22 protein-coding genes and 1 pseudogene are annotated in these 26,532 nt (G+C 42.6%); 1 reads left to right on the forward strand and 22 read right to left on the reverse strand.

Features of this window, described 5'->3' with window-relative positions; genetic code table 11:
* Positions 1 to 178: 178 nt before the first annotated feature.
* The 16 genes and pseudogenes from GYMC10_RS15860 to GYMC10_RS15925 form a co-directional block, all read right to left on the reverse strand.
* Complete coding sequence (locus GYMC10_RS15860; protein ID WP_015735432.1) at positions 179 to 844, reverse strand: prolyl oligopeptidase family serine peptidase; 666 nt, start codon at positions 842 to 844, stop codon at positions 179 to 181.
* Positions 845 to 1,106: 262 nt separating this feature from the next.
* Positions 1,107 to 1,862, reverse strand: a complete 756-nt coding sequence (locus GYMC10_RS15865; RefSeq protein ID WP_015735433.1) for a hypothetical protein — start codon at positions 1,860 to 1,862, stop codon at positions 1,107 to 1,109.
* 754 nt (positions 1,863 to 2,616) lie between these two features.
* A complete protein-coding gene (locus GYMC10_RS15870; RefSeq protein ID WP_015735434.1) occupies positions 2,617 to 3,633 on the reverse strand; it encodes a phosphotransferase enzyme family protein in 1,017 nt (338 codons plus the stop codon).
* Positions 3,634 to 4,450: 817 nt separating this feature from the next.
* Positions 4,451 to 4,867 (reverse strand): YjdF family protein, encoded by a 417-nt coding sequence (locus GYMC10_RS15880; protein WP_015735436.1) that lies wholly within the window; start codon positions 4,865 to 4,867, stop codon positions 4,451 to 4,453.
* Positions 4,868 to 5,344: 477 nt separating this feature from the next.
* On the reverse strand, positions 5,345 to 5,725 hold the full coding sequence (locus GYMC10_RS33010) for a hypothetical protein (RefSeq protein WP_015735437.1): 381 nt from the start codon (positions 5,723 to 5,725) through the stop codon (positions 5,345 to 5,347).
* Positions 5,726 to 5,863: 138 nt separating this feature from the next.
* A complete protein-coding gene (locus tag GYMC10_RS33015; RefSeq protein WP_015735438.1) occupies positions 5,864 to 6,271 on the reverse strand; it encodes a copper amine oxidase N-terminal domain-containing protein in 408 nt (135 codons plus the stop codon).
* A 531-nt stretch (positions 6,272 to 6,802) separates the two neighbouring features.
* A complete protein-coding gene (locus GYMC10_RS15890) occupies positions 6,803 to 8,593 on the reverse strand; it encodes a hybrid sensor histidine kinase/response regulator transcription factor (RefSeq protein WP_041622193.1) in 1,791 nt (596 codons plus the stop codon).
* A gap of 123 nt (positions 8,594 to 8,716) precedes the next feature.
* Positions 8,717 to 9,301 carry a sensor domain-containing protein gene (locus GYMC10_RS15895; RefSeq protein ID WP_015735440.1) on the reverse strand — a complete coding sequence of 195 codons (585 nt, stop codon included), beginning with the start codon at positions 9,299 to 9,301 and terminating at the stop codon, positions 8,717 to 8,719.
* Positions 9,302 to 9,309: 8 nt separating this feature from the next.
* Positions 9,310 to 9,564, reverse strand: a pseudogene (locus GYMC10_RS33305) (hypothetical protein); the annotation flags it as partial.
* 434 nt (positions 9,565 to 9,998) lie between these two features.
* Complete coding sequence (locus GYMC10_RS15900; RefSeq protein WP_015735441.1) at positions 9,999 to 11,339, reverse strand: erythromycin esterase family protein; 1,341 nt, start codon at positions 11,337 to 11,339, stop codon at positions 9,999 to 10,001.
* 306 nt (positions 11,340 to 11,645) lie between these two features.
* Complete coding sequence (locus GYMC10_RS15905) at positions 11,646 to 13,637, reverse strand: DUF2207 domain-containing protein (RefSeq protein WP_015735442.1); 1,992 nt, start codon at positions 13,635 to 13,637, stop codon at positions 11,646 to 11,648.
* Positions 13,638 to 13,725: 88 nt separating this feature from the next.
* On the reverse strand, positions 13,726 to 14,130 hold the full coding sequence (locus GYMC10_RS15910; protein ID WP_015735443.1) for a hypothetical protein: 405 nt from the start codon (positions 14,128 to 14,130) through the stop codon (positions 13,726 to 13,728).
* Between the two features lie 22 nt (positions 14,131 to 14,152).
* A complete protein-coding gene (locus GYMC10_RS15915) occupies positions 14,153 to 14,758 on the reverse strand; it encodes a hypothetical protein (RefSeq protein WP_009593856.1) in 606 nt (201 codons plus the stop codon).
* 508 nt (positions 14,759 to 15,266) lie between these two features.
* Positions 15,267 to 16,664, reverse strand: coding sequence for a catalase (locus GYMC10_RS15920; RefSeq protein ID WP_015735444.1), 1,398 nt, complete (start codon positions 16,662 to 16,664; stop codon positions 15,267 to 15,269).
* Positions 16,665 to 16,835: 171 nt separating this feature from the next.
* Positions 16,836 to 16,961, reverse strand: coding sequence for a hypothetical protein (locus GYMC10_RS33020; RefSeq protein WP_015735445.1), 126 nt, complete (start codon positions 16,959 to 16,961; stop codon positions 16,836 to 16,838).
* 21 nt (positions 16,962 to 16,982) lie between these two features.
* Positions 16,983 to 18,143 carry a Gfo/Idh/MocA family protein gene (locus GYMC10_RS15925; protein ID WP_015735446.1) on the reverse strand — a complete coding sequence of 387 codons (1,161 nt, stop codon included), beginning with the start codon at positions 18,141 to 18,143 and terminating at the stop codon, positions 16,983 to 16,985.
* A gap of 159 nt (positions 18,144 to 18,302) precedes the next feature.
* On the opposite strand from GYMC10_RS15925, the gene GYMC10_RS15930 reads away from it, so the two are divergent.
* Positions 18,303 to 19,172 carry an AraC family transcriptional regulator gene (locus tag GYMC10_RS15930; protein ID WP_015735447.1) on the forward strand — a complete coding sequence of 290 codons (870 nt, stop codon included), beginning with the start codon at positions 18,303 to 18,305 and terminating at the stop codon, positions 19,170 to 19,172.
* A gap of 184 nt (positions 19,173 to 19,356) precedes the next feature.
* Here the strand turns inward: GYMC10_RS15930 and GYMC10_RS15935 are convergent, their stop codons facing one another.
* The 6 genes from GYMC10_RS15935 to GYMC10_RS15960 form a co-directional block, all read right to left on the reverse strand.
* Positions 19,357 to 20,439, reverse strand: a complete 1,083-nt coding sequence (locus GYMC10_RS15935; RefSeq protein WP_015735448.1) for a nucleotidyltransferase domain-containing protein — start codon at positions 20,437 to 20,439, stop codon at positions 19,357 to 19,359.
* Between the two features lie 604 nt (positions 20,440 to 21,043).
* Complete coding sequence (locus GYMC10_RS15940) at positions 21,044 to 21,556, reverse strand: DUF6886 family protein (RefSeq protein ID WP_015735450.1); 513 nt, start codon at positions 21,554 to 21,556, stop codon at positions 21,044 to 21,046.
* Between the two features lie 258 nt (positions 21,557 to 21,814).
* A complete protein-coding gene (locus GYMC10_RS15945) occupies positions 21,815 to 22,816 on the reverse strand; it encodes an NADP-dependent oxidoreductase (RefSeq protein ID WP_015735451.1) in 1,002 nt (333 codons plus the stop codon).
* A 105-nt stretch (positions 22,817 to 22,921) separates the two neighbouring features.
* On the reverse strand, positions 22,922 to 23,236 hold the full coding sequence (locus GYMC10_RS15950) for an ArsR/SmtB family transcription factor (protein ID WP_015735452.1): 315 nt from the start codon (positions 23,234 to 23,236) through the stop codon (positions 22,922 to 22,924).
* Between the two features lie 469 nt (positions 23,237 to 23,705).
* Positions 23,706 to 24,743: an NAD(P)/FAD-dependent oxidoreductase gene (locus GYMC10_RS15955; RefSeq protein ID WP_015735453.1), complete on the reverse strand. Its 1,038-nt coding sequence runs from the start codon at positions 24,741 to 24,743 to the stop codon at positions 23,706 to 23,708.
* Positions 24,744 to 24,910: 167 nt separating this feature from the next.
* Positions 24,911 to 26,500, reverse strand: coding sequence for a helix-turn-helix domain-containing protein (locus GYMC10_RS15960; RefSeq protein ID WP_015735454.1), 1,590 nt, complete (start codon positions 26,498 to 26,500; stop codon positions 24,911 to 24,913).
* Positions 26,501 to 26,532 lie beyond the last annotated feature (32 nt).

The following is a 26,532-nucleotide window of genomic DNA, read 5'->3' on the forward strand; positions in this document are numbered from 1 at the left end:
CTTTTTGCATTTTTGACTTCGCACTATCATTCTATCTACCTTCGTAAATCATTCCATATGTAGAGTATTCACGAAATTATTGTACTACCCTGCCCGTTAGCTTAAAAGGAACAGCTGCCTACAGGCGAACTGCTCCATGCTATTTTAAATTAACGTGTCCCGTTAGTGTAGAACAACTTCATTTCCTTACCATTAAAGAATGACCTAGAAACCAGCTGTATAATTCCGGATTATCGTATGTTTCTGTCCAAGAGTTGTGATTCGACTCAGGATAAATTGTGAAAGAGACATTTCCACCGTTTTCACGAAGTGCGTCTACCATTTTTTTTGATTCAGCAATGGGCACTATATCATCCTTCGCGCCATGGAATGCCCAGGTGGGTGTTCCTATTAGTTCATGTACCCGGTTGGGGTTACCTCCACCACATATTGGAGCGATAGCTGCGAACCTTCCTGGATATTCTGCTGCTAAGTGCCACGTCCCATAACCACCCATGCTTAGCCCCGTCAAGTATATCCGATCTGGATCTACGTTATAGTTTGCAATGATCTCATCTACTAATGCCATCAATCCGTCTTGTTCAGCATTCCAAAAAGAATCCTCCGGGCATTGAGGGGAGATCGTAATGAATGGAAAAGAAGGATCGCGTTCTGCTATCATAGGAATTCCATGTGCTTTAACCAACTCCAGATCATCTCCACGTTCACCTGCCCCGTGAAGAAATAAGATTAAAGGCCACTTAATTGAGGATTCTTTTTCATGTTGATCTGGCAAATGTAAGAGGTATTTCATCCGCACTCTTTTAGTTATTTCTTTTTCAAATTTATTTGCGGTTTGACTCATCGTATCTCCCTCACTTTACTGATATCTCCCATAGGGGGTAAAAATAGAATTCCCCATATTTCCCGGAATTCCTTCAGTTGCATTAAACTGCATGTTAGTTGAACAAAAGCAGCCGATCTCGTTAACGGCTGCCTTCTTGTCTTCTATTGAACTAACGTTTCCCGTTAGTGCAATGGAGTGTCACCTAAATATAATTCTGAATTGTATAGATTGTTTTCTAACGAAAAAAAGGAGCAGCTGTCAACCGGCAACTGTTCGATGTTTAAATGAATAGACGAGAAACTAGTGAGTCAGCCTCGTGGTTATACCCTAATAAACGAAGATCATTGGCAATTCGGTCAATTAAAGTTTTATCACCAGAGCAAGTATGTTGAAGATGGCGAACGAGAGCTAACATTTCTATAGTTTCATTAGACACTGCTGGCATAAATTGTTTGGTGCCTATTGAATCTAGAGTATTTACAGTTACTTGGAATGATCTTTCTATACGAAGATTGTTTATATAGGAAAATGGCTGTTCAATAGGCAAAATGTCGAACCGATTCTTTACTTCATTTAACACCTTTCCTTTTTCGAACTTCCACCGATCATGATCAAACCATTCTGAATTACTTTCCCTACTTTGTTCTTCTTGGAGATGACTTAAATATCGATCTTCATTTTGGAATTCGTTCCATGCTAACGATTCATTGTAAAAGTGAAGTGAAAAAAAATCATTTATATTTTTCGCAACTATACGAACACGTTCATGATCCATAGGAGACACTCTAATAACTAAAGCTTCTTCTAAATCTTTAACTATTCCAAAATCTGTTAGGAGTGCAAAGTGTACACCGTCTCCACCAGTGCTGGCAAATGGAATACTGTCTACGGGAGTACAGAAGTAACCATCTTGACTATAATCTAATCCGAGGAAAAGTCCTGATGGTTTTTCTAGATATGCAACCTCATGTGCAAAAGAACCTTCCCATTCCACAAGTTGTTGCAGCAATTTAGGTGCCTTGCAATTGGAGTTCATATTACACCTCACTATGTAATTGATAATTAACTATTTACCAGTAAAATCTTTGTAGTACTAATATTTAGGAGATATATTTTATACATTCGCCAATTGGCCTATAATTTCCCTTTTACCAGACAGCAAAATTATTGTTTTTAAACTAACCTGCCCGTTAGCTTAATAAAATTCCATGGAAACATAGTTAGAGACTTATCTAGCCGGTAATCGGACTATGTTCTTGTCCCTCGACAGATGAACACATTAGCTTTCCATTTATATTCACAAGGTGTGTATCTTTTAAAGTTGAAAATTGATGTGCACAGATCCCCCGTCCTGTTTTGGATGGGGGTAAAATAAAGTTTTATTCAACAATCTGAACAGTTATCCCAGCTTGAGGATTTCCAAGAGTCGCAAGTACTGGAGCCTTTTATGCCGTGGTCGTCATCGCCGCCAACCTGCATGTCGCATAACATAACCCTTACTATCTACTGTATACCTGCGCCCATTTGATTACTAGCTGGGCTATTTGACGCTCACGTTGAAACCTATTGCTTATCTTTTTTCGAAAAACCTTAAGTAATCTTTTTGAAAATCCGGTTTCCGAGTGTTTTGATAACAACTTGATAACATAAATATATAAAGCCGCATAATCAGAATCAGCGGCTTCTAATGTTACTATGTTTTTGTCACCCGACAACACGGCCGGCCCCTATGAGCCGGATGTGTTGAGTCAGCCCTTCCCCCTACTTTAGTAAAATACGATGCTCTCAGATTAATGAATACTATTATAAATGCTTTTAAAGTCATGAACAAAGTCAATCGGCAGCATAGGCTCATCAGAAGCGGCTATTTGTTGAATCTCTTTTAACCTGTTCATTGATTCTTCATCCAAATTTGACACATCGTTTGCTTGATGAAAATAAATATACTGCAATACATAACGAAGTTTAATAGACTCTTGTAAATATTCTATTTCTTCTTCTTGGATTGTATTTTCCTTTAGATATCCTTTTATAAAATGGCGGAAAAACAATCTATAATATTCCGTTTTATTTTCAAATTCCTTATACGGAAAAAAAAGTGCATAACACAATGTAATCCCAATATCGTTTACGAAATACGTATAACTGCAATCATCGAAATCGAACAAATAAATGTCGCCGTTATGCAGATAAAAATTACTTTGACTAAAGTCACTATGAATCAAACCGTATGTATCTTTGGACTTGGGCAGAGAAGTAAGTTTTGTTAATCTTTCTTTTAGAATTGAAATCATTACATCATCAGGTCGCAGGTACTTCTCCGCCTTTAATTGAACTTCTTGGTCCCAGGCTTGTCGTTTAAATGCCGGATTACGCCATTCATAACCCTTTGTGGCATGATGGATTTTCCCTAGAAATTCGCCCCATTTTTCGTAAAGCGATTCATTCCAATCTTCATCCGACACTTCTTTTCCAAGAGACATTTCGTATGAAATGGCTAGGAACGAACCATTTTCTGCAGCAATTTCTTCAACCATATTACCTCTGGTTGATGGAACAGCATTTGAAACTGCCAGTCCTTTATTCGACAAAAAATTTATAAATTCAATTTCACCCCGTATATTATTTCTTGATCTTCTAATTGTATGTGAGATTTTTAATATGAAAAATGCGTTGTTTTTCTGGTATTCATAAACAAAGCTTTCATAACCGCCCAATGAACGAACAGTGTCTTTATTAATGTCATATCGCTTTATTGCTTCGGTAAGGATCTCTTCAGTGAATTGCTCTTCAATTTCTCGTATCATTTTCTATACCTTCTTTCATTCAACACATTTTCGCTTCTTTCTCACTCTTCCCTCTGTAACCGTTCATCCCGTCTAATTTGATACTAGCGTATTCGCTAAAATGAAAAAGCACGCAAATCTTCCTTTAATCGATTACCTTTATATTCCATACGAACATTGAATTATCCTGTCCGTTAACAAGAACTAGTACCGATAAAACAAAAAAGTCGCTAAAATAGCGACTTTCTATGGGATCATGTCTTGTCCCTAGACATCTTGGGATCTTTTCTACATAAAAAAGCTTAAGGACAGTTTATATTTCCTTTTCTTCGAACTTACGAACTCCTTTATTTTTAGACGTCACTGGTTTCAGACAACCGTAGCTTTTTTTTACCTATTTAGACACTTACTGATATAATTGACCCAACCCTCTGAAGGATCAACAATCCGTTATCAATACTCTCAATGAAGTACTTCATATCATCTAAAACAACAACATCACTTTCCTTCAATTTGACTTCGCTTTTAAAATAAATGAAGTTATCTGATCCAGGTACTGCTCCTTTATAGTAAATCATGCTGTTCTCAACTCCTTATAAAACTTATTTCACTTAAACCAAAAAAAACCGACTTTCCGCCTGTACCTTTGGTTCATGACTTCTTTCACTGGAATGCCATCCAATATTCTGGTTAACTAACTCTTGTTGCCAACGCAAAAACACCTCCCGAAATTGTCACCATATCTTATGACATGGTTTTCTCTTGAAGGTGTTATTAATTTATCTCACGCTATGGAGCCAGTCCCACCTGCTTCATCTGAAACGCTACTTGGTTTTGACTATTTGCCCCTGTGCTTCTTCTTCGCCTTTTGAACTCTAAGTTGATATTTTCTTTCATTTTCCACAAGATTTTGTTGACGATTATGCACTTTTCGTTGCAGTTTCCTGGATTCGAGGTCCAGCTTTATTGCCTCCTGAGCATGGCTAGATAAACCTCGTTGGGCAATCTCTCTAGACGCCTGCCGAGCTAGTCTTTTCGGATTTATTCGAGTGTTTTTACTTCGTTTCGTATCCGTTCCTACCTTCGTAAGGTTCATCAATTCCATCATTTTCTCGCTAACGAACTCTAATATCTCCGGATCCTTTGGCTCGTTACCAAAAATATGACGACAAGCTTTTAGACGTCCTTGTTCTTCCTGCTCAATCACACCAATCCAGTACTTACAACTTTCATCAAACAATACGGTAAGCTTCACACTTACTCCCCCTCTGTTTATACTGGAGTGATGGACATCCCGAGGGGGGAAGGTCACTGACACTGGAACTGACCCTGTGCGACCGGACTACCAACCGATCTGTGTTTTTACACTCCTTTAAGGTTATATCACATTTTTCAAAATTCTTAAACCGTTCCACTATCCTGCCCGTTAGCTTAATGAAATTGCACCTTGAAACAGGCAGGGAATGCAGATGTTATCCGCGTATTGCGGATTATCAGTTGAATGAACTTCACCCGACTATTGTCATCGTATTGAAATGTTCGCGTTTAAACAGCATTTCTATATAGCTAGGATTTCCGGGTATACGATGATTAGCTCTCCAATGGCCCAAAGCTTGGAAAGTCCGCTCCACCTCTTCCCTGCGCATCCCTAGCCGAAAAGGACCGATACCGACATGCGGCGTTACGATAATAATTGCGTCAACTGCAAACTCCTCTTTATGACAACTTCTAATTATTTTTCTTCTGGAATGTCAACAATAATATAGTTTTCCTTCAAATTAACTTGAGGCAGTTCGGCTTGCTTAAAAACAACGTCATTCCAATTCTCCTTAGTGATTAAACCATATCCAGTAGAAGTGATATGAGGCATCCAACGAAAGTTGGCGAATGTCGTATCTTTAAAATTCGGCAGGGCACCGTTCTCTTTTATAAAGGCGCGGTTTATGAAATAAAGGTTATCTTGCGTAGTGGTCTTTTCGCTAATGAAAGCTTGCCACTTAAGGTAAGCTGTGTTCTTCGTAATTTTATAATAGCGGATTACATTATTATTGACCTCGATGAATCGGTCATGGGTGTTTTCCGGAAAATAATATTGAAGACTGGATGCTTCCATAATTGGTTCAAAGTCCTCCGTGAGCTGTGATACTCTAGGAAGATTGATTGCAGCATTTCTGGCCGTGCTTAATGCACTACTCTTAACGTCGGTCAGCAGTTTCGTGCTTGGTTTTGAAACAAACGCCGTTTGGGTCTTTTAATTCCAAGTTACTGAACCGTCCAACGCTTCTGCAACAAAACGTAAGGGAATCATTGTTTTACCGTTTTGAATAAATGGAGCAGTACTTAATGAAACTGGAGATCCATTTTTTTGTGCTACTTTATTATTCATAGTCAACTGCAAGTTTATGTCGCCCCCCTTCACTGTCGCTTGCTTAGTAGTATTATTCCAGGCAAACGTTAAGCCATCTAAACCTTTGAGTGAAGTCAGACTAAAAAATACCTGATTGTTCATTATGAGAATATCTTTTGAATCTAAGTCATGATTATTCACAACAACTTGTGTTCCTTTTGGACTTTGTACTGCTGCGGCTGCCTCATTGGTTGGAAGTAACAAAAGCGAAGAACATAGAACAGCAAAAGAAAATAATACCAATTTCTTCATCACTAAAACCTCTTCTCTTCTTTATTTCAACTATCCTCTCCCGTTTGCTTAATTAATCATTTCTTTTAAAAATAGAATAAGAAAAATAGATCACTCCACCAACACCTAAAATCATTGATATCCCAAACAATATCCACACTATTTTCACATCAGTATCACTAAGACCGTTACCTACTGGACCAACTTTTGGTTCGAAAAAATGATTTAGTTTCCATATACCATAGAGAATGAGAAATATTGATGCGAACAATCCAACAAAATTTTTCTGTTTAATGTTTCACGCCCCCATCCGTACTGATATAAGAGTAACGCGGTCATTAAGTTAATAAATAGATAATACCACATATTGGAACTATCCTGCCCGTTAGCTTAATGAAATTGTATGGAAAGCAGTTAGATATTTAGCTAATCGCTTATCGGCTCATGTTAAAGTAAAAAATGGCCATTAAAAATTGAAATGACGGGTGACGATCATAAGGCATAAATCACTCCCTATGATCGCCACCCGCCACCAGGTTACATAACTTGGGGTTATTCCAGAAGCCCAGCCTCCCTGGCTTTTTGCACCGCTTCCTCCCGGTTGCGAACCCCCAGCTTCATATAAACCGATGACGCATAGTTTCGAACCGTACCGTCGGATAAATACAATTTGGAAGCAATGCTTTTATATCGCAGCCCTTCGGACACGAACTGTAAAATTTCAAGCTCCCGCGGCGTTAAATCATAGGCCGATGACGCTTTGATTGACGAAGGATCATCACGGCTATTGTCCGCTTCCAGTTGGGCAAATAATTTGTGCGACATGCCCTGATCGATCAGCGTGCCCCCGCGGTGGACGGTGCGAATCGTTTCAGCCAGCTCTAACGGCTGCATGGACTTCAATAGGTATCCATCCACTCCGCTTCGCATTGCCTCCAGAGCCTGTTTGGTATCCTCGAACGTGGTGAGAATCAGAATCCGGATGTGGGGCCACGATTCTTTAATCGTACGGGATGCGGAGATTCCATCCAAATTCGGCATTTCAACATCCATAAGCACCAGCTGCGGCCTAACTTGCCTGCACAGCTCGATCGCTTGCTCGCCATCCTCTGCCGTCCCGACAACCTGAAAATCCTGCTGCTCTTCCAGCAAAGTCCGCAAGCTTTCACGAATAACGGGGTGGTCATCGACGACCAACAGGCGGATGACTTCATCCTTAAGCTCCGTTTGTCTGGGTAGCGTGCAGGTAACGAGAGTGCCTTCTCCCCGCTCCGTATAAACGGCCACATGGCCTTGCAAAATCATCGCCCGTTCCTTCATGGCGCTGAGGCCAAAGCCCTCCCTTCCATGCTCCATCCCGCGGCCGTTATCTTGAATTTCCAGTCTCGTTTGCTGGGGCTCGAAATGCACGGAAACCTTAATCTCTGTCGAGTGTCCATGGCGCACGGCATTCGTCAACGACTCTTGCAGGCAGCGGTAGAGCGCTGTCTTCGCTTGCTTCATTACAGGGTATTCCTCCCCGTAGGCATGGAAAGTAACCGGCACCTTGGCATGTTCCTGAAACTCCTCCGCCAGCTTCCTCAAAGACTGAAGCAGCGGGAGAGTCTCATGCGGCGATTCGATTTGATGCACGTAACCTCTGACCTCCTCCATATTTTGGCGGGCCAGGTTCAATAGGGAATCGAGACTTTCGGTTCCCGTATCCGTTGCCATCTGAGGACGCAACGTTTCCAATCCCATAATGAGCGAAGTGTAGGCATGACCGACGGTATCATGAAGCTCTTTGGACAGCCGGCTCCGTTCTTCGGCAAGCGTGATACGCTCGATTTGGGACAGGTACTGCTCCAACACCGCATTTTGCTCGCGAATCGTTTCGCCTTGACGATGATTGAGCACGAGTAAATGGAAGGAGAATCCGAAGATATACGCCAGCCCGATGTGAACGGCCATGACCCAGTATTCACTCTGCTCTGCAAGCTGCTTGATTATGGCGGGCAGGAGCAAGATGGTTACAGGCCCTGACCAGAGATAGGTTCTATGGGCGCTGTGAGCAGCAATGAAAAAAGCATACAGCAGGAATGCTAAGTAGGCTTGGGGAAAAAATGAAGCCAAATACAAACACAGCCCACCCGAGATCACAATTTCGGTAAATAGGTAGTATTTATAATCGAGCTGCAAGCAAAGCCATGGAACGGAAAAAGCAATCAGCTGCCATAGGACAAGGACTACAATCGGCAGCGTGAAATATTGTTGCAGACTTATTGTCGTAAACACGAGAGAAATGCTGGATATCAGGCGGATTATAAACATGAGCCAGTCGTACCAGTACCATTGCTTGACCATATCGAACAAAACCATCATCCCCTAAAGACTTTCAGTATGACATTACGTAACTATTATAAAGTAAACTGCTATAGAGTAAACTATCCTCCGACGACCTACGAGGCTAAGCGGGGCATTCGTCTATTAGTTCACATGCTTGATCATTAGACGCGTGTAGCCGCCAATCCAGCGCGCCATACGGTCCGCAAGCCAGCAGCTCACCATCATCAGTACGACCCCTGTGGCCGATACCATTATAGCTTTGGCAAACGTGTCTACCGTCGCACCCATAATGGAAAGGCTGATAAACGGATAGAGGAAAGGGACCGCAATCAATACAGGCGGCGCCACATAGAGTAAGGCCGCACTGACCAGACTTAAAATCCCTACCGGAAACTTCAACATCAGCCAGCCAATAGCGATCCAGTTGCGTCGGTTCAGCAACTCCTTTTTCGCTTGGAGCCAGTTGGACACTTTCGGGGTGACAGCTTTAACACAAGGCTCGGTGGTGATATCCATATAGATCTTGGTTTGTACTCGTTCGAATTGCAGGAAGGCAGTTGTCGTTCGCAAAACGTTAGCCAGGAGAGGAACGCCCACGACAGTAAACGCAAGACTCAAACCCAGAATAATGGCAACCAGATAAAAGCAGAAGTAAAACAATCCAGTGACGAAAGTAAACAGCAGGAAATAGCCGTTTTGAACAAAACAGGCGACGGTTCTTGCCATCAAAGAGCTCACATCCTTTGCAAGTAGTAAACGTATCCTACTGCTCTTGATGTCAAATCTGCCAGTGTCAAAATGTCATATGACATAAAATGAACGGAGCGTGAGCTACGGTCATGACCAACTGCACAGTAGAATTGTTCAAACTCAGAATGGTCCCTGCGTGCCAGTAATACAGGTACAAACCGCAACTCATTATGTCTTTTCTTATACGATGCTATTACGCTACGCTTACCAGCACCATACGCTTCAGATACAGCTACATTAACAACGTCTCCCTTCGTCTATTAGGTTGTAGAATTTACTTACTCTACAACTAGCCCTAAGAGTATTTCTGAGTATTTCTCGTTACGTTCATTATTTGAATTATTATTTCGAGATTTCAATTGACCAGAATAATCCGAGTCTTACCCACCATAACTTGACTTTCCTTAAAGTCGCCTTTCAACCAAATTTAATATGTACAATCCCCAAGTATTCTCTTACTATCTTACAAGGGAAAAAGTAATTAAGCACTATGCCAAATCAGCAGTCCATATCATGGAGCCATATACTCCAGACGTTCCTCCTACAGTGCGCATAATTTTATATATAAGGCATTTAGACCAGATGGATCCCTGACGCCATTTGACAAAAACATAAATCGTTAAAAACAAAAAAGCCGCAACTAAGCGACTTTTAAGCATACATAATTAAGATTTTATTGATTCAGTTGAGATGGCTTCACTTTCTGAATTTGAACGATGATGTCAAATGTTTTACCTAATGATACTTCAACAGTTGTTGGGATATCTGGACCTACCGTTGTTACTCCGGCAAAAATGGGATGTTGCTCGTTTAGCCAAGTTTTAGTCACTCCGCTTGCCTTACGTAAATCAACAAAGAACTGGTCGTATTTTACTTGTCCAAAGGTGTGGTTGAAACTATTCGGGTCATCTAATTTTAAGATTCCATAGGGCCCGAATTGTTGGCTGGTGTTATAAACATTGTAACGTCCCTCGAAAACAGATGTTCCAATGGTTACATACCGTTTTCCATAATGTTCTGCTAAATGCTGCCCAGCTACTTTAGGGTATACGAAAGGGATCAGGTTTGTTTTCGAAACGTGCCCATTATGGCCCCACACGATTGTTTTTCCTATATGTTCTTCTGTCCATTTCGCATTCTCATACATGGCAATATCGTGCTTCAAATAAAAGTCTCCCAGGTTATCAGGATATGCGGCTGTCATTGTCGTAAATTGCTCGATAATACGGGCATTTTGTTTGATCCATGCGAACTCTGGGGATTTTCCATTCAGTTTATGTTTATTTTGCTCTAATAAAGCGCTGATTTGTTTCGCATCTGAAACATACCGTGCTTTCGTTTCTTTCTTAAGACCGCCAAAGGTATCTAAATCCTTGGTTACAGGAATAAGGCCTTTCATCTTTTGTTCGAAGCGAGTGACAAGTTTCGGATCGTATTTCTTTACATACGCTAGGATATTGTTATAAACACTCTCGTTCACGGTCTGGATATCCATCCCGATGATCCGTATTTTGGATTTATGCTTTGGATCAGCATTATATTGGCGTATCCATTGAAGCAGATCTATGATTTCTTTCGTGTTAAATACAGGACTTAGATATTGGCTTGGGTCCCCTTTACCCGTAAGAACATAGCGATCGAGTCCCAATGCTCTGTCCCATCCCTCTTCTAACACTAAGGCCTTAAAGCCCATTTCAGCTGTCAAATAATTAACAATGCGATGCTTCATGGTAAAAACTTCGTGAGCTCCATGCGTCGCTTCGCCTAAACCAACAATTGTAGCTGATCCGATCATATCCTTAAGCGGTCTTAAATCCTGAAGAGATGCTGTTGGATCCGTTGACTTTAATGGCATGGCATGCTTTTCTAACCATTTTATCTGCTCGGCTTTTTGATTTGAGTTGTAGGGAGCTATAAGAGAAGCACCTACTTTCGAAGTTGCATGAATATTTCCTGTAAAACCAGCCAGTGTGAACATCGAAGCAGCAATTGCGATACCCATTTTCTTTTTCATAAAATCTTCTCCTTAAATACTTTGTGATTTGGTTTGATGAGATATATTCTAGTTCCCAGAACTCTCTTCTGTATCCTACTGCACTCGTTGTTATGTACAACAGTGTCAAAATGTCATATGACACGCCCTTCCCCCTTAACTTAATAAAAAGACGTCTGCTGCCTCGATGAAATCAAATCGGGAATGTAACAATGTTCTTGTCATTGCATTTTGACAAGAACTTGATAACCTAAATATAAAAAGCCGCATAATCAGCGGCTTCTAATGCTACTATGTTTTTGTCACCGACAATTTTTACTAACTTAGTCAATCTCCTCCCCCTCCGCCATCTCCCGAACCTCCATCATTGCCCCTGTCACTACTGTAGTCGTATGAGCTCCCACCGTCTGCTCCACTGTCACTATTACTGCTCCAAGTTCTCCCGGAAGTTGTCCCCCCAGGTATTCCCTTCCAAGAACGATTAAAGACATAATCGATAGCGGTATCCACATCGTTATTAAACAGAGAAGAAGCCTCTGAGAAAGTAAAATCCGGGTTTTCTTTGCTTACATTTCTCATAAAACGTTCTCCTACACCAAGTAATAGCGCATCTTCCCTCATCTTTTCCAGCCATTTGAGGTCTTTACCAGCCCTTCCTAAGTCATGTCCGCCTCTAGCCAGCTTTCGTCGATACCGCTTTATAGCGCTTCGGAAAGCTGCCGAACGCCGATCTAATGCTCCTCGGGGTAAAAACCCAACAAGTAAAAACGAAAGAATTACGAAGTTCAAGTATTCGTCTACCAGAGGATCATACAAAATTGGAGCTGCCACGAAAAAGCAAACGACCAAAAAGACGATGATGTATCTTTTGAGGCGCCAGCGATAAGAAGCCAATATGAGTCCGCCGCCCAAAATAATGGCCAATATTCCAACCCAACCCCAAGCTGTTACGTCTGCAATGTACAGATAGATGAGCAAAGCCAAATGTATGAGAGCTAGAGCAGGTATGATGACTTTTCTCGCCGCGTATTCCTTGTACATGATCCCTTTGCTATTCTCAGTCTCCACAAGTTCCTGCCAGCGGCTTAGTCCCTTTTTAAGACTTCTCATGCGCTTTATGTATTTACCTTTAGTCGCTTTATTCCTGCGCTCTGTTTTCGTAGGGCCAGAAAATTTATCCAGGTTCAGGACAGTCGTACCGTGAGACAGCCAACCAAGCAAGTAACGGTCTGGTTTTTTCAGGGCTGTACGATTACCCTTGAATGTAAACTCGGGAAGCCTCTTCGGCGCTCTCGAATCTTCCTGGAATCGCATAGCTGATGGCACTAAGGAAACACTCACCATGCCTTTACGGCGCAGCGAAAATACACCGGCCAGCCCATCTGCAAGCCGGAGCTTTCCCTTCCGGAAAAGGTAAATCATATCGATTGGATCCATCGCTGCGATATCTTCGAAGCTGATCCGCCTACCCCTCCACCAGGATGAAATCCTACGCAGTGAAAGGGAATAATAAACGATACCTGCTATGGCTGCATAGGTCAGCCAGCGGCTGATATGTTGACCCGCTTTCAGTAAATGTTCACGCTTTTCGAATCTTTGCTGAAGCTTCTGTTCAGCTAACAGTCGTTCCGAGAGTGAGGCTGAGGTCTCTTCTGTTTCCTTCTCCGTCAGCATCTCTGGGGGGAAATACAACTTCAGCCTCGCACTATCCCCTTCAGGTAATAGCGTGTTTTCGTACCTGATCCAACGATTGTTTACTTCTGTCAAGCTGCCTCTTGAGCGATCGTAGGCAAATCCAGATAAATTTTCTATTGCAGGCTGTTCTGTATATACCCTAACGGTTACGTTGTGATGATCAAACCTGTTATCTTTGAGTACGGTCCAATCCAGCTCTCCAGGATCGTCATATTTCACAGCTTCTCGATCAAGCCTATAGCGATAATAAATCTGCCTCGTTTCATCTTTAGCTTGTAATTCGATGTAATAAGAACCCGATTTAGTTCTTAAATAGACCGGATAACGCTCCAAATTAACATATCCAAGATTACCGAGCTCTCGGTCATTCGGTGGTACATAAGCTTCAAAAAATTCAATATTCGCTCCCCCGAAATTATCCATATATCTAGGAATTCTTTCATACTCTCCTTGTACTGTGTAAGTGAATAGCTCTTCCACATATAAGTCCCCGTCCGCCATTACCTTGGCCATAACGTCCACTTGATCAATCGTTAACTCATTGTCGTTGCCACACCCGACTAAGATAACAACCCAAACAATACTAACTGCCAAAAGCATCGCATGTTTAATCCTTATTTTCACAGTAAACCTCCCGTTAATATACCAGGGTCTCACTGTCCATTTGTTGAACAAGAAGGCAGCAGATCACGTTGATATAAGCATCGTGCTACTATTGATAATAGATGTCTTTCTGCTTCCAGAGGCCATTGTCACACTCTATGATGGATCTTAACTCTACGTTTACATAATCTCCCCAATATCCCAGTGTAATAGAGTTTTCATGTAATGAAATCCACTGCAATGACACGATAAAATGCTCTATTTTAAAATTACTGTTTTCATAGACCTCTTTACAATAAAGCTGCACTCCATTATCAAATACATCCATTTTAGATAGAAAGTGTTCAAACATTTGATGAGAGATATTTTGGATACCGTCTACTTCTATTGACCAATCCGAATGGGCGGATTCTAATAGTATTACATCTTTTGATTTATCCGCGTTTTCCCATGCTGTCAAAACTTCATTTGCTGAGAAGCTGTTGAATTTAAATAACAGTTGTTGTTTTATCATTAGTGTCACTTCCTTTCAAACTTCAATTACCTCTGCTCCAAAAATCATCAAGCGTCTTCTTGCTTTCTCCTAATGAGCGAAGCTGAACAATATCCCCTCTTTCATTTAAAGTAAAATGTCCTTTGAAAGCATCTGGCATGGCATTATATTGTTTTTCTTCCTGCTCATATGCCTGGACAAAACAAGCATATCCATATTGATTTACTAGATACGGCAGCCCAAAAGCAGAACGAAGCAGTTCATATTCTTGATAGTTATAAGGCGTGCTTTCAGGACGCTTCATCAGAATTTCTATGAATTTAGTCATCAGTTTCTCTACTTCTTTCTCAGTTGCATACTTTGCATAGCCTCGAATTGCAGTCAATCTCATATCTAGGTAGCGCTCTTTTTTAAACGCTTTTAAGAAGAATTCCTTTAAATCAATATCTTCACAGAACACAAGTGCTTTCAATATTGTGTTGCGAATGTACAAATTTTTAGCCTTAAAATACAGTTCTATTAAAAATTCAACATCTTCATTTGACAACGTTATATCCTTACATCTTTCCAGCAGCTGTTGAAAATCGTCTTTATTTTCATACCCTCTTTTTTGGGACATCTTCTTAAGCTCTTCAATTATGTTTATCATTTGAATCCCTCCACCATCTCCTTCTCTTCTCTGGCTTTACCCTATTGGCACATCATTCACCCTTATCCTTTTAACTTCTTAAACCTAGTTAAATATTCACTGAACAATTGGATTAAATTGCGGATAAAAAACAGCTAATCGCTTATCTTGATCTGCTTGTGTTAAATTGCACTAACATGTCCCGTTAGTGCAATGGAGTGTCACCTAATATTATAAAGGAAACATTCCCCATCTGCCTGATAATAATGACCACCCATTACGCAAAACTGCCAGTTAGATTAATGAATTTGTTTGGAATACATAGTTAGATGCTTATCTAATCGCTAATCGGCTCATGTTCTTGTACCGATAAAACAAAAAAGCCGCTATTTTAGCGACTTTCTATGGGACCATGTTCTTGTCCCTCGACATGATTTCTTTTTTTGGCACCATATACCTATAGCTATCATTAAAAAAAGGCCAACCGAATGGATTGGTTGACCGCATTCTCCTTTTGTAATTGCGTGAATCATCCCTTCTTCGGTGCGGCGATCTGACGTGCTACCCTATCGGCTAATGTTGCATCTGCCTGGAATAAATAGCCTAACACAACCCTCTGAATCTCATGAGAAACCGCCGATAAGTCATCAGCGAGGTTCTGAACAAGATGATCCTGCTGAACTTGTGTGAGCGATTGGTAGAATTGTCCCGCTTGCGTGAAATTATCGGCCTTCGGAATATCGGATCGAACGAGCCGGCCAGCTACATAGCGCCCTGCTCCGCTCGTTACCTGTTCAGTCGGTGACCAGTTTGCTTGATGGTTAATCGGAATTTTGCGGAAATCCGTTCCAAGGCGATGCCGCTGTGAATCCCAATAAATATTGCTTCGACCTTGCAGCATTTTATCATCGGACAGCTCGGCACCATCCAGAAGATTTGACGGGGAGAATGCCAACTTCTCGATCTGCTCCTGATAATCAGTAGGGTTCGTATCCAATACGAGTCGACCAACTGGCAGCAGAGGGAATTGATGCACATCCCACACTTTCGTGTCATCCAGCGGATCGAACGACAGCATCGCCTCATCCTCTGGGTTCATCAACTGCACATACAGCCCGTATTGGACCGGTGTGCCTTTGGCAATCGTGTCATACAGATCTTTACCCGAATAATCCGGGTTCTCGCAAGCCAAACGAGCTGCTTCTTGCGCATCGATATATTGCTCTCCAGCCAACGGAATCCAGCGATATTTGACGTAGAAGCGGTCGTTCTGTGCATTTTTCCAAACATAGGTGTTAACACTGTGTCCTGGCGTATGGCTGAAGCTCTTGACCGTCCCTTCGTCCGAGTACAGACGTACAACGAAATGGGTTGCCTCTGGCGCTGTAGCAATGAAACCCCAGAATCGATTCGGATCGATGAGATTGTTAACTGGTGATGGCAGGAAAGCATGAATTGACTCAGGGAACCGGATCGGGTCTCGTACGAGGAACACGGGGATATGATTACAGAGCAGGTCGAATACGCCATGCTCGGTATAAAATTTCGTCGAGAATCCACGCACGTTGCGGGATGTATCGGGTGTCCCTTTGTTGCTGACCGCAAGTGAGAAACGAACTGTAACGGGTACCCGTTGTCCCGGCTGCTGCAAGAAGCACAGTTTCGTATAAGCGGCCATCGAGTGAAGGGTTTCAAAATAACCCATGGCACCAAACCCCTTCACGTGGACCGGACGCTCTAATATCTTTTCGTGGACAAAGGTTTCAAGTGTTTCATGCAGCATGCTGTCCTGTTCAAGAATCGGTCCCCGTTCCCCCACCGTTTGTGAATGGTGTTCCGGCGACTGCATAGCATTCCATTGTGATTGAGCATGGCCTCTTTGCCAGCTTCGATCGTTTGCCTGATTGTTAGCTTTGTTACCGTCCATTGCCCCGCCTCCCATACCTACATTCTCGGGGATATATATGCATGGCTATGTACGGGTATGACAGCATGTCAAATTGTATATTGAATTGAAATGAGTAAATGTGCATTCCATCACATAGTAGAGAAATCCTGTAAACACACTACGTTATCCGCATAACTTTCTGCTGCGCTTTCAGACACAGTTCTGCCGCCATAAAAGCGGTTCGAGCGCAACAGCGGCGATGATAAATTCGCCCGGTATCACCACCGGACTGGGCTTCCCCTTCGGGGCATAGTTCATTCCGTCGCTTTTCTGCATAATCATAAGCCTCCACCCATATCATTTTTTTTCGCCATAATTGCTTCCTGTCGTGATCTTCCCATCCTCAAAATTCTCAATGCTCTTGCCCTTTTGGTAAAAATAAGGAACGTTTTGTTGAGCACCCTCTTGCGTATAGAAGGGATCATTCTTTTGTAGCGGGAGTTGCACGTTCTCTCCCATGCTTGCGGATTGGTAGATGCTCATGATCAACTCCAATGTGCTGCGGCCGTCTTCTCCGTCGATGAGCACCGGCGTTCCATGCTCGATCGCGCTCAGCACATTGTCGATCTGACCAGTATGACCTTCGTACGGCAAATCCGGCAATTCGTCATAGTATTTCTGGATTTTTTCTTCCAGTTCCAAATCGCGTTCAGGGAATCCGTTCGGCAAGGAAGTGGAAGCCGTTACCCGCCACGGGGCAGAAATCCGTGCATACTGTCCTTGGAAGATGTATTGCTGTTCTTCTCCGTGGTGGACGACCGAACTGGTAAGTTGTCCCAAAGCTCCATTCGGATATTTCATCATCGCGATGGATAAATCCTCAACCTCGGCATTGTCATGCGCGACATTAGCCATGTAGGCTTGTACGTGGCTAGGACGACCAAGCATCCACAGCAATCCGTCGATATGATGTACGGCATGATTCAGCGTAGGGCCTCCCCCCTCTTTCTCCCAAGTGCCGCGCCACCATAAGTCGTAATAACTATGGCCCCGCCACCAAAAAGAATCCACTTGGGCGTGCAGAATCTTGCCGGCCAGACCGCTATCCAGCACTTGTTTCAGCTTCATAATCGGATTTCTGAATCGATTCTGGGCAATCACGGACAACACCTTGCCGTTATTCCGTGCCGCTTCGATCATGTCATCACATTCCTTAAGCGACGCTGCCATAGGTTTCTCAACAATGACATGGCTTCCTGCGTACAGGAAATCGACCGCAACCTGCGCATGAACGTACGGAGGCATACAAATGGACACGAGATCGATTCCGTCTTGAAGCAGTTCCTTATAATCGTGTGCGATCTTAGCCTCCAGTCCGTACTGCTCCCGCCTTACTTCAGCCTTCTCTGGGTAAAGATCGCATAAGGCAACAATTTTACAGCGGTCCTTAAACTGCAGATATGCTTCGATATGACTGGGCGAAATTGCACCCGTACCTATAATCGCAACCTTTAACATACGTTATTTTTTACCTCCCAACTTTATTTTTTATATAAAAATTATATCCGGTGCAAACTTGTAAATGTGTTTTGCTATGAGGGAAAAATAACGCTAGATTGCGGATTGTATGGTATATTCAATGCATGTACGAAGACGAGGAAGAAGGAGGCAAACAAGTTGTCATTCGTTGCAAGCAACTACAGTATCTCTCCCTTGTACTTTGCCTATAGACGTAAAAGCGAAAATTACGAGCATAAAGAGACTTTCCATTCCCATCTTGGCCTTGAGGTGTTGTTCATTCATCAAGGAAGGGGAACCATGATCGTTAACAACAACAGCTATGAGATTAAGCCGGGCATGCTTTGTATATTTCAGCCCTGTCAACTCCACCACCTAAAGCTTGAATACGACGATCATCAATGTTTCGAACGTTCGATTGCGATTTTTGAACCGACGGTGTTTGAGGCTTATTTTAAACAGTGGCCCGCTCTTCATGAATTTTACAATTTTATTTATCTAGGCAATCTTCCTTTCCCTTGTTTATACGAGGTCGACGACCCGTATCTGGAAGGTGCATACAAGAGCATGAACGATCGATTCCCGACGCTGTCCGACACGGAAAAATATGAAGAAATTTCGCTGTTTCTTGTCGCACTTTTTCGCTCCTTGAAACCAATCTGGGATAAGCGGAAAGTACGGAGTTCAACTTACCAAACCCGTAAAAATCATCGGGTGGAGCACATCTTAACCTGGATTGAGACGAATTATACGATTCCTTTCCGATTGGACGACATGGCGAAGTCGCTGCATCTATCTCCCTACCATTTGTCACATCTCTTTAAAGAAGCGACAGGGATCAGCATCACGGAATACATAGCAGCCCGAAGGATTCATCAATCCATACAGCTCCTAGCGACTACAAAAAAACCGATCTCGCTTATTGCAGAGGAGATCGGATTAACGAATAGCTCTTATTTTTGCAAATTGTTTAAGTCGCAAATGGGAATCACGCCGCATCAATATCGAAAAAAATGGACGAGTACTTAAATAACGGGAATGCGCCTGATATTTATATGGACCTTAGATAAAAAGGTTAATCGTGTCAAGCATGATCAAAGATAGTACACTCATGCAGTGATGAATAAAGCTAAAAAAGAACCGATGCATCACTCACCGGTATCGGAGCGTTTCCGCCGGACTTATTACGAACTGGGATTTGAGAGATATAAGATCAATGATTGATATAATGGTCATATAATTGCTCGAAGGTTGTAAAACGTTCGACTTCTCTACCGACCTTACCATATTCGTCTACATATTCATCCATCATTTCAAGGAACTTCTCTTTCATTACTGATAAATCACTTGCATCAAAGTATTGCATGAGATCAAATTTCTTGGTTCCTTTCTCCGCAGCCATTTCATCAAGATATCCTTGTGCTCCAAAGGCCGAAAGAAAGGCATAGGAGGCATCGTTCGTTTTAACACTGTTCAAGATTTTATTGCGGTAGTTGCACCACAATTCTTCGTAAGTTCCCTTCAGATTATCAAAAGTCGGAGCGGGTTTAACAATGAAGTTATCACACATCTTGCTATGTAACCTCGTAACGCTGTTCAACATATTAAAAGAGGCAATTCGGATATCTTCAATGGTATGAGCTTCGATGACAGACATGTATAAGGATTCGAGGTCATCTGGAACATGGCGATACGAGCGTATTTCTTCTAAATATCGCTTGACACCTCGTTTGATGCACGTGTTATTCATGCTAACCAAGGCATTGACCAGATTGTACAGAACGCCGGCAGATGCATGTCTCACTGAACCGATATGATCACCCAGCATCGTATCGCTGTATGCTTGCTTAGCCAGATCGATCCATTTTTTTGCTCGATTAAGACACGCTTCTCCTATCGGCTCCGCAAGCGCATCAAGAGCTTTTTGCCTAAAGTCGTTCAATTTCTCCAAATCCTCAGACTTTGCATAATAGAGAATTTTGAGCTCGGTTAGGCTCGACACGTTGGGACTCTCTAAGATGGATTGTGCGTGTATTCTTGTATCCCATGGAGTGCAATAGATGTCATAGCCAACGTCATCTAAGATGAAGCAATCGGATATTCCCCATCCCTTTTCTGTATTATTTATGATAATTAAATCAAGATCGCTCTTTTCGTGAAAGTCCCCGGTGCTAAACGAACCCGTAAGCCCAATAATTGCGATATCGTCTTGAAAATCTCTTCTTGCGCGTTCGATCACCATGTTGATCAGCAGTTCATTTTTGTCCAGCAGCTTCTTCTTTATGATTTCGTTCATTCGTTACACCCCTTCGTATGAGCTGGCCGTCCTTCATCACAACAACCTCAACTAGAGTCTATCGATTTAGAGGTGCGGTTGCTATGTATAAGTTGATTTAATTCATCTTTGCACAAAATCCGCTAAACCGTCGATATGACGATTAAGCGGATTTCAGTAGTTCTTTTTATGCTTTCGCATGACAAGGAATGCCGATCCGCCAATAAACAGTCCGTTAGATTAATGCCTGCAGCAAGTTTAGTTTTGTAACTCCGTTTATGCGGGCATCCGCTTATTGTTCTGTGAATTGAAGAATTTAATGGAAAATAAAATAAACCTCACCATAATACTTTTAACAAAAAAATTACTGAAGATGTATTTCCGATTTGACATCATTTTGATTTAAAAATTTCATTAAATCATGACTCAGCTGCACAATCTCATTATTCGCATGCAAGCGTATCTTAATAATTCTTGATGAGGAATAACTTACATTGAATTTAAAGCAATACTTTAGAGTCACAAAATTTCTATAAAACTGCCCGTTAGCATAATTAAGGCAGCTGATCAATTGACCGGCTGCCTTCTTGTCTTTGTTAAACTAACGTTTCGCAGTAAGCTTAATTTAGAGTCTTTTTGCGTTATTAAATCTATGTATCCCATATCCTGTGAAGTCGGAAGCTAATATTGCTTCCTTAAGCGGATATAAATTTGATGTGATTCTTAATTCAATTCCTTTTTGGAATAATCTCTCCAACAAATTTTCATATTTTTCAACTGATTTGGGTTTCACTACTTGACGAGAAATGTAGTAGCCAGCTGTTTTATCAAAAAGCTCAAAACCCTCATCGTCAAAACGATATCGAAATATGCTTTGCTTTGATATCCTCGAATACCAGTCACTTTCTACTGTAATTATGGTATTGGCAATTGAATTATTAAAGAAGAGTTGTAAATGTTGGTCTGTTGTCGCCTCATCTTTTCTACACACAATTCGGGGACAATCCCTAGGGAAATAGTACGTAAACTCGTGCTCTTCATCAAGTGCCCAAACTACCGCAGGAAAATCCGGACGATTTTGCTTCTCTTTCGGTACAAATATATTGATTCTATCGTCTTCACTGAAGTGAAAAAGCATGTGCGCCCCCCTCATACCATTTATTTTTATATTCCATAAAAATATTGGATTATCCTGCTCATTAGCTTAATGAAACGGCAGGAAAAATCTAGTTAGATCCTCATCTAATCGGTAATTGTCTCATGTTCTTGTCCTCGACTCTGGATAAGAACTCTCTTGTACCGATAAAACAAAAAAGCCGCAAAATTAGCGACTTTCAATGGGATTAGTTCTTGTCGCCCCGACAATAAAATTTCCTGGCTCTCCGCTGCATAGGAGTTACTTTATTTTAATGACTACCTTACCTTTGGCACTTCCGCCTTGCAGGTACGAGAATGCTTGCGCTGTCTCTTCCAAATGGTACACTTTATCGATAACGGGCTTAATGTGGCCACCTTCAATATATTCTTTTAAAACCTTCAATTGTGCTCCACTCGATTTCATAAAAAGGAAATGATATCTTGTATGGTACTTCTTCTCAAGTGCTGTGATCTTACGGCTCACGATGGACAAAATGGCCGTTTTCATCCAACCCAACTTTGCTTCTTTTCCAAATCTTGCGTTTGGCAAGCCAGAGATGGATACGATTTGTCCTCCTGGCTTCAGGACACGGAACGACTTTTCCAAAGCCGCTCCTCCTAGCGTATCAAAAACAGCGTCATATCCAGTAAGCACTTCTTCAAAATTTTCTTTTTTATAATTAATGATCAGATCGGCGCCCATCGATTTGACCAACTCATACCCTTTATCACTTGCTGTTGTTGCAACAAAAGCTCCCATCAATTTGGCCAGTTGAATGGCGAACGTCCCCACGCCTCCTGATCCTGCATGAATCAGAATTTTTTGGCCCTTTTGGAGATGCAAAATATCGGTAAAGGCTTGGTAAGCCGTAAGTCCGACCAGTGGAATAGATGCAGCTTCTTCAAAGTTTAGATTCTGCGGCTTTAACCAAATATCTTCCTCGTGTACTGCAATGTATTCCGCCAATGTGCCAATACGACTCTTTCGTGGTCTGCCATAAACTTCATCACCAGGTTTAAATGCACTCACCCGTTTGCCAACCTTAACTATAACGCCGGAGAAATCATTGCCTAAAATTAGTGGGAACTTGTAACTCAGCAGGAGTTTTACTTTCCCTTCCTTAATTTTATAGTCGATAGGGTTTAAGCTGGCTGCATGAATTTCCACTAACACATCATGTTCTCCGATATGAGGTACTGGTTGTTCTGTCAACACTAAGGGTACATTTTTACCGTATTTCTCAATGGTTATAACCTTCATTTAATATCACTCCCATTAGGATTATTGGTTTAAACAAATGAACCTATCGAGCGAAAATGATCTGCTCTACCGTATTCAACTTAAGTCTTTGGGTTGTCACTGAGGCTAAGTGCACTCTGCTTCTATGGCATTAATCAAGGTTTTGAGTTGTTCAAGCGGTTTGCGGACTGTCAAAATATAATAATTTTCTACGCCCTTTTTCTCGGATTGAATATAACCAGACTGTTTCAGCACCTTCAGATGATGGGAGACGGCTGGTCTAGATAAATTGATGTGTCCTGCTATCGCATTTACATTAAGTCCCGATTTGTTCTGTGCTAGCACCATAATAATAGCTTGACGGTTTTCATCGGTCAGCACTTCCAAGAGCGGGATGGTCTCTTTGAATTGTTGCAGAACTTGCTCGGTTCGCTGGCTCATTCGATCCATCCTTTCCGTTCGTTCGTTTAATCGCTTAAACTTAATTTTAACTATATTCTTGATAAAATCAAGCGTATGCCGTTACTATATGATGCGTTTCAGCGTGTTTGATCTTCAATTATCCTGCCCGTTAGCTCAATGAAATTGCATGTAAACTTAGCTAGATACTTATCTAATCGGTAATCTGCTCATGTTCTTGTCCTTTACGGCAATCGTACAAGTTTTTGTCCTCGCCTCGGTACATGAACTTGTACCGATAAAACTAAAAAGTCGCTAATAGCGACTTCCAATGGGACTATGTTCTTGTTCCTCAACACAATACGCTGATTATCTGTCGGAGGACAAGAACTTGTTCGGTTAAATGATTTGGGCAAAATCGATTTAGTTGCGGACACCAGTCCACATCCAGTGCAATCTCTCATACACCGTAGAATAGATTTCTCGTCCGCCCTAATGATAGCAGACCCTGCTATTCATCGGATACGCCAAGCGCTTTGTTTCGTTCTTTAAACCTCTCATTATGCGACGATACATATGCCATTCTTGGTGCCTCGGGATCCATGTATCGTTTGGCGCTATTAAGCGCCAAAGCCGCATCCGTGAACGCCCCTGCAATAAGGTTGAGCTTGCTTTCGTAATTGGCGAAGTCGCCAGCCCCGAAAATGCCCGGCAAGTTCGTCTCAAGTCTGGGGCTGACGAATATGTTCCATTCGTCCATATCCAGTCCCCAATCCTTGATACCTGTAAAATCGGACTTCAGCCCGTGGTTGACGATAACCTCGTCTATTTCTATCTGGCGCGAGTCCCCTGATTCGAGATGGGTAATCGTCACCCGTTCAATCGTCTTTCCGTTGCCGCTGAATAACTGAGTGACTTCATACGGCGTAAGCACATCGGCAGAAGACTCCTTCATTCGAACAATGTTCTTCTCGTGTCCGCCGAAGCGGTCGCGCCTATGTACGACTGTGACCTGACCGGCGATGGGAACCAGCTCGTTCGCCCAATCGACAGCGGAATTTCCTCCACCCGAAATAAGTACTCGTTTCCCTCTAAAAGGCTCCAATTCCTGCACCGTATAGTGAAGATTGGACACCTCATAGCGCTCAGCTCCCTCCAGCTCCAGCTTCGCCATTCGCAGAATGCCGCGGCCGATAGCCAGAATGACCGTGCGTGTCCAGTGCCTCTCCCCCGTTGCCGCCTCCAGTATGTACGTCGAATCCGCTTGTTTCTCCAGTCCGATGATGTGCTGGCCGAATACAATGGTCGGGTCGAACGTCATCGCCTGCTCCGACAATTGGGCGATTAAATTCTCGCATAGGATCGGCGGAACCCCGCCAACATCCCAAATCATTTTCTCGGGATAAATAAGCATCCGCCCGCCGAGCTCGTCTTTCGCTTCTATTAGCTTTGTCTTCAAATCCCGCATTCCACTATAAAAGGCAGTATACATCCCCGCAGGACCACCGCCGATAATCGTCACATCGTATATTTCAAGCTGCTCAGTCAATTGATATCCTCCTCAAGCCGGCTCATGTAAAGTCCATGCTGTGATAATCATTATCAATATAATTGTAGCTTCGGCCATGTGATAATAACAATAGAGAAAATCGACGGTTGCTTTATACAAAATACTAAATGGAGGATGCGGACTTTTCAGTGGCAAGCAAAACCGAATCAAGCTAAAGAACGCAGTATATCATCGATTTTTTTACCGTTGGAAATAATTCCGTTATTCATCCAAGTTAGAAAATCAACCTCGTAAACGTGGTTGTTTCGTACAGCAGGCAGCTCACGCCACTCTGGCTGCTCTAGCAGTTCCCTCTCCTTTCCTTCTGCCTGGCTATGCCACTTATCGAAAGTTATGAACAGATGATCCGCAGTTAACGTGCGTAGGTCCTCTACAGAGAGATTGAACATGCCCGGCCTATTCGCTTTTGAAGCTACACCTACTGCAGAGTGGGAACGCAAGCCAACATCTCCATAGAGAACAGTCGAAACAAAGCCTTGCCCTTCTTCCGTATATTGAATGATGTGGTCCGCCGAGATACGCAAAAAAGTGACAGTTTCACCTTTTATAACCTGACTAAGCGTATGACTCGCACTCCGTGCTTTGAAATCATACTTTGCGATAGCATCTTCGGCCAACTCTGTCCGACCGAAATAATCGGCGACGGTACGCAACAGCGTACGCCAATTATTGGTCTGCTCACGCAGGATGCACGTGTTGGATATGCGTCGGCACTGCGAATATTGCTGTTGCTCATAACGATCCATAAGCAATATCAAATCCGGCTTATAACCGGAAAGGGCGTCAAAGTTGCCGCCGTTCTCGTCGAACGTCGGAATATGGTTTAAGCCGAGATAGTCTTGCTTGCCCCATTTCGCATGCCAGTACTGGGCGATAGGCTGCATATCCAGCGCGACCAAGAAATCCTCCAAATACGGCGCTACTACTCTAAGCTTTCCCTTGCGGCTGCGGCGGTATTGTCCGGGCGATATGCCTACCGTCTGCTTGAATCGACGATTGAAATAATATTCATTGTTGAAACCTGCATTCAGCGCAATATCGAGCAGCTTGTCATCGGTGCTTGCCAGCCACTTCTTAGCTTCATTAATCCGTACTTCATTCAAGTACTGAAGCGGTACTTGACCCGTAGCCTCTTTGAACAGACGGGTATACTTCCAGCGATCAATGCCTGCGAGGGAGGCTAACTCCTCCACGGTCAGAATCTCACGGTAATACTGATGAATATGCCGTATGCTGAGCTCTATCCCATGCCGCTCGATATCCGTTCCCTTATCCTCGGCTGCAGGTGCATTTTGACGGAATAGAAAAAGCAGCAGTTCTTGAAATCTTACAAATCGTTGGAACAGCTCGAGCCCGCCTGTCGCCCCGCGGAGTCCATATATCTCATCAAGCAGCTCCATTGTCTTAGCGAAAGGTGCGCAGGCAAGCTCTTGCTTATCCGGCAGCAAGCTCGAAGCTGCATCATAGCCGCTCGTTACGAAGCACACACGGTAATAGCTGCAGTTCATAATCTCTTGATCAACAGATAAAGATCTCCCAGGCCCCTGCAAATAGCATTTTCCTTGTCCCTTCCCGCTCATTATAATGAGCAGTTCAAAGCTTTCCTTATCGTTTTTATCGCTGCCGTCCAAATCACTAATTTCTACTTGCTCGCCCGCATCGATCAAGCGGATTGATCGCAGCACATAATGGACTAAAGGGGCAGTCCCAGCTTGTTTGCGCTGTTCGATATCCATCGTTACTATCAACCCCTTTTTAATTGATATTC

The sequence above is a fragment of the Paenibacillus sp. Y412MC10 genome (genome assembly GCF_000024685.1).
In the GTDB taxonomy this organism is placed as follows: domain Bacteria; phylum Bacillota; class Bacilli; order Paenibacillales; family Paenibacillaceae; genus Paenibacillus_AQ; species Paenibacillus_AQ lautus_A.

Coding starts and splice junctions, on each gene's coding strand:
- GYMC10_RS15860 (WP_015735432.1), bottom strand. CDS start 844: ATGAGTCAAACCGCAAATAAATTTGAAAAAGAAATAACTAAAAGAGTG.
- GYMC10_RS15865 (WP_015735433.1), bottom strand. CDS start 1,862: ATGAACTCCAATTGCAAGGCACCTAAATTGCTGCAACAACTTGTGGAA.
- GYMC10_RS15870 (WP_015735434.1), bottom strand. CDS start 3,633: ATGATACGAGAAATTGAAGAGCAATTCACTGAAGAGATCCTTACCGAA.
- GYMC10_RS33010 (WP_015735437.1), bottom strand. CDS start 5,725: ATGGAAGCATCCAGTCTTCAATATTATTTTCCGGAAAACACCCATGAC.
- GYMC10_RS33015 (WP_015735438.1), bottom strand. CDS start 6,271: ATGAAGAAATTGGTATTATTTTCTTTTGCTGTTCTATGTTCTTCGCTT.
- GYMC10_RS15890 (WP_041622193.1), bottom strand. CDS start 8,593: ATGGTCAAGCAATGGTACTGGTACGACTGGCTCATGTTTATAATCCGC.
- GYMC10_RS15895 (WP_015735440.1), bottom strand. CDS start 9,301: ATGGCAAGAACCGTCGCCTGTTTTGTTCAAAACGGCTATTTCCTGCTG.
- GYMC10_RS15900 (WP_015735441.1), bottom strand. CDS start 11,339: ATGAAAAAGAAAATGGGTATCGCAATTGCTGCTTCGATGTTCACACTG.
- GYMC10_RS15910 (WP_015735443.1), bottom strand. CDS start 14,130: ATGATAAAACAACAACTGTTATTTAAATTCAACAGCTTCTCAGCAAAT.
- GYMC10_RS15915 (WP_009593856.1), bottom strand. CDS start 14,758: ATGATAAACATAATTGAAGAGCTTAAGAAGATGTCCCAAAAAAGAGGG.
- GYMC10_RS15920 (WP_015735444.1), bottom strand. CDS start 16,664: ATGGACGGTAACAAAGCTAACAATCAGGCAAACGATCGAAGCTGGCAA.
- GYMC10_RS33020 (WP_015735445.1), bottom strand. CDS start 16,961: ATGCAGAAAAGCGACGGAATGAACTATGCCCCGAAGGGGAAGCCCAGT.
- GYMC10_RS15925 (WP_015735446.1), bottom strand. CDS start 18,143: ATGTTAAAGGTTGCGATTATAGGTACGGGTGCAATTTCGCCCAGTCAT.
- GYMC10_RS15935 (WP_015735448.1), bottom strand. CDS start 20,439: ATGAACGAAATCATAAAGAAGAAGCTGCTGGACAAAAATGAACTGCTG.
- GYMC10_RS15940 (WP_015735450.1), bottom strand. CDS start 21,556: ATGCTTTTTCACTTCAGTGAAGACGATAGAATCAATATATTTGTACCG.
- GYMC10_RS15945 (WP_015735451.1), bottom strand. CDS start 22,816: ATGAAGGTTATAACCATTGAGAAATACGGTAAAAATGTACCCTTAGTG.
- GYMC10_RS15950 (WP_015735452.1), bottom strand. CDS start 23,236: ATGAGCCAGCGAACCGAGCAAGTTCTGCAACAATTCAAAGAGACCATC.
- GYMC10_RS15960 (WP_015735454.1), bottom strand. CDS start 26,500: ATGGATATCGAACAGCGCAAACAAGCTGGGACTGCCCCTTTAGTCCAT.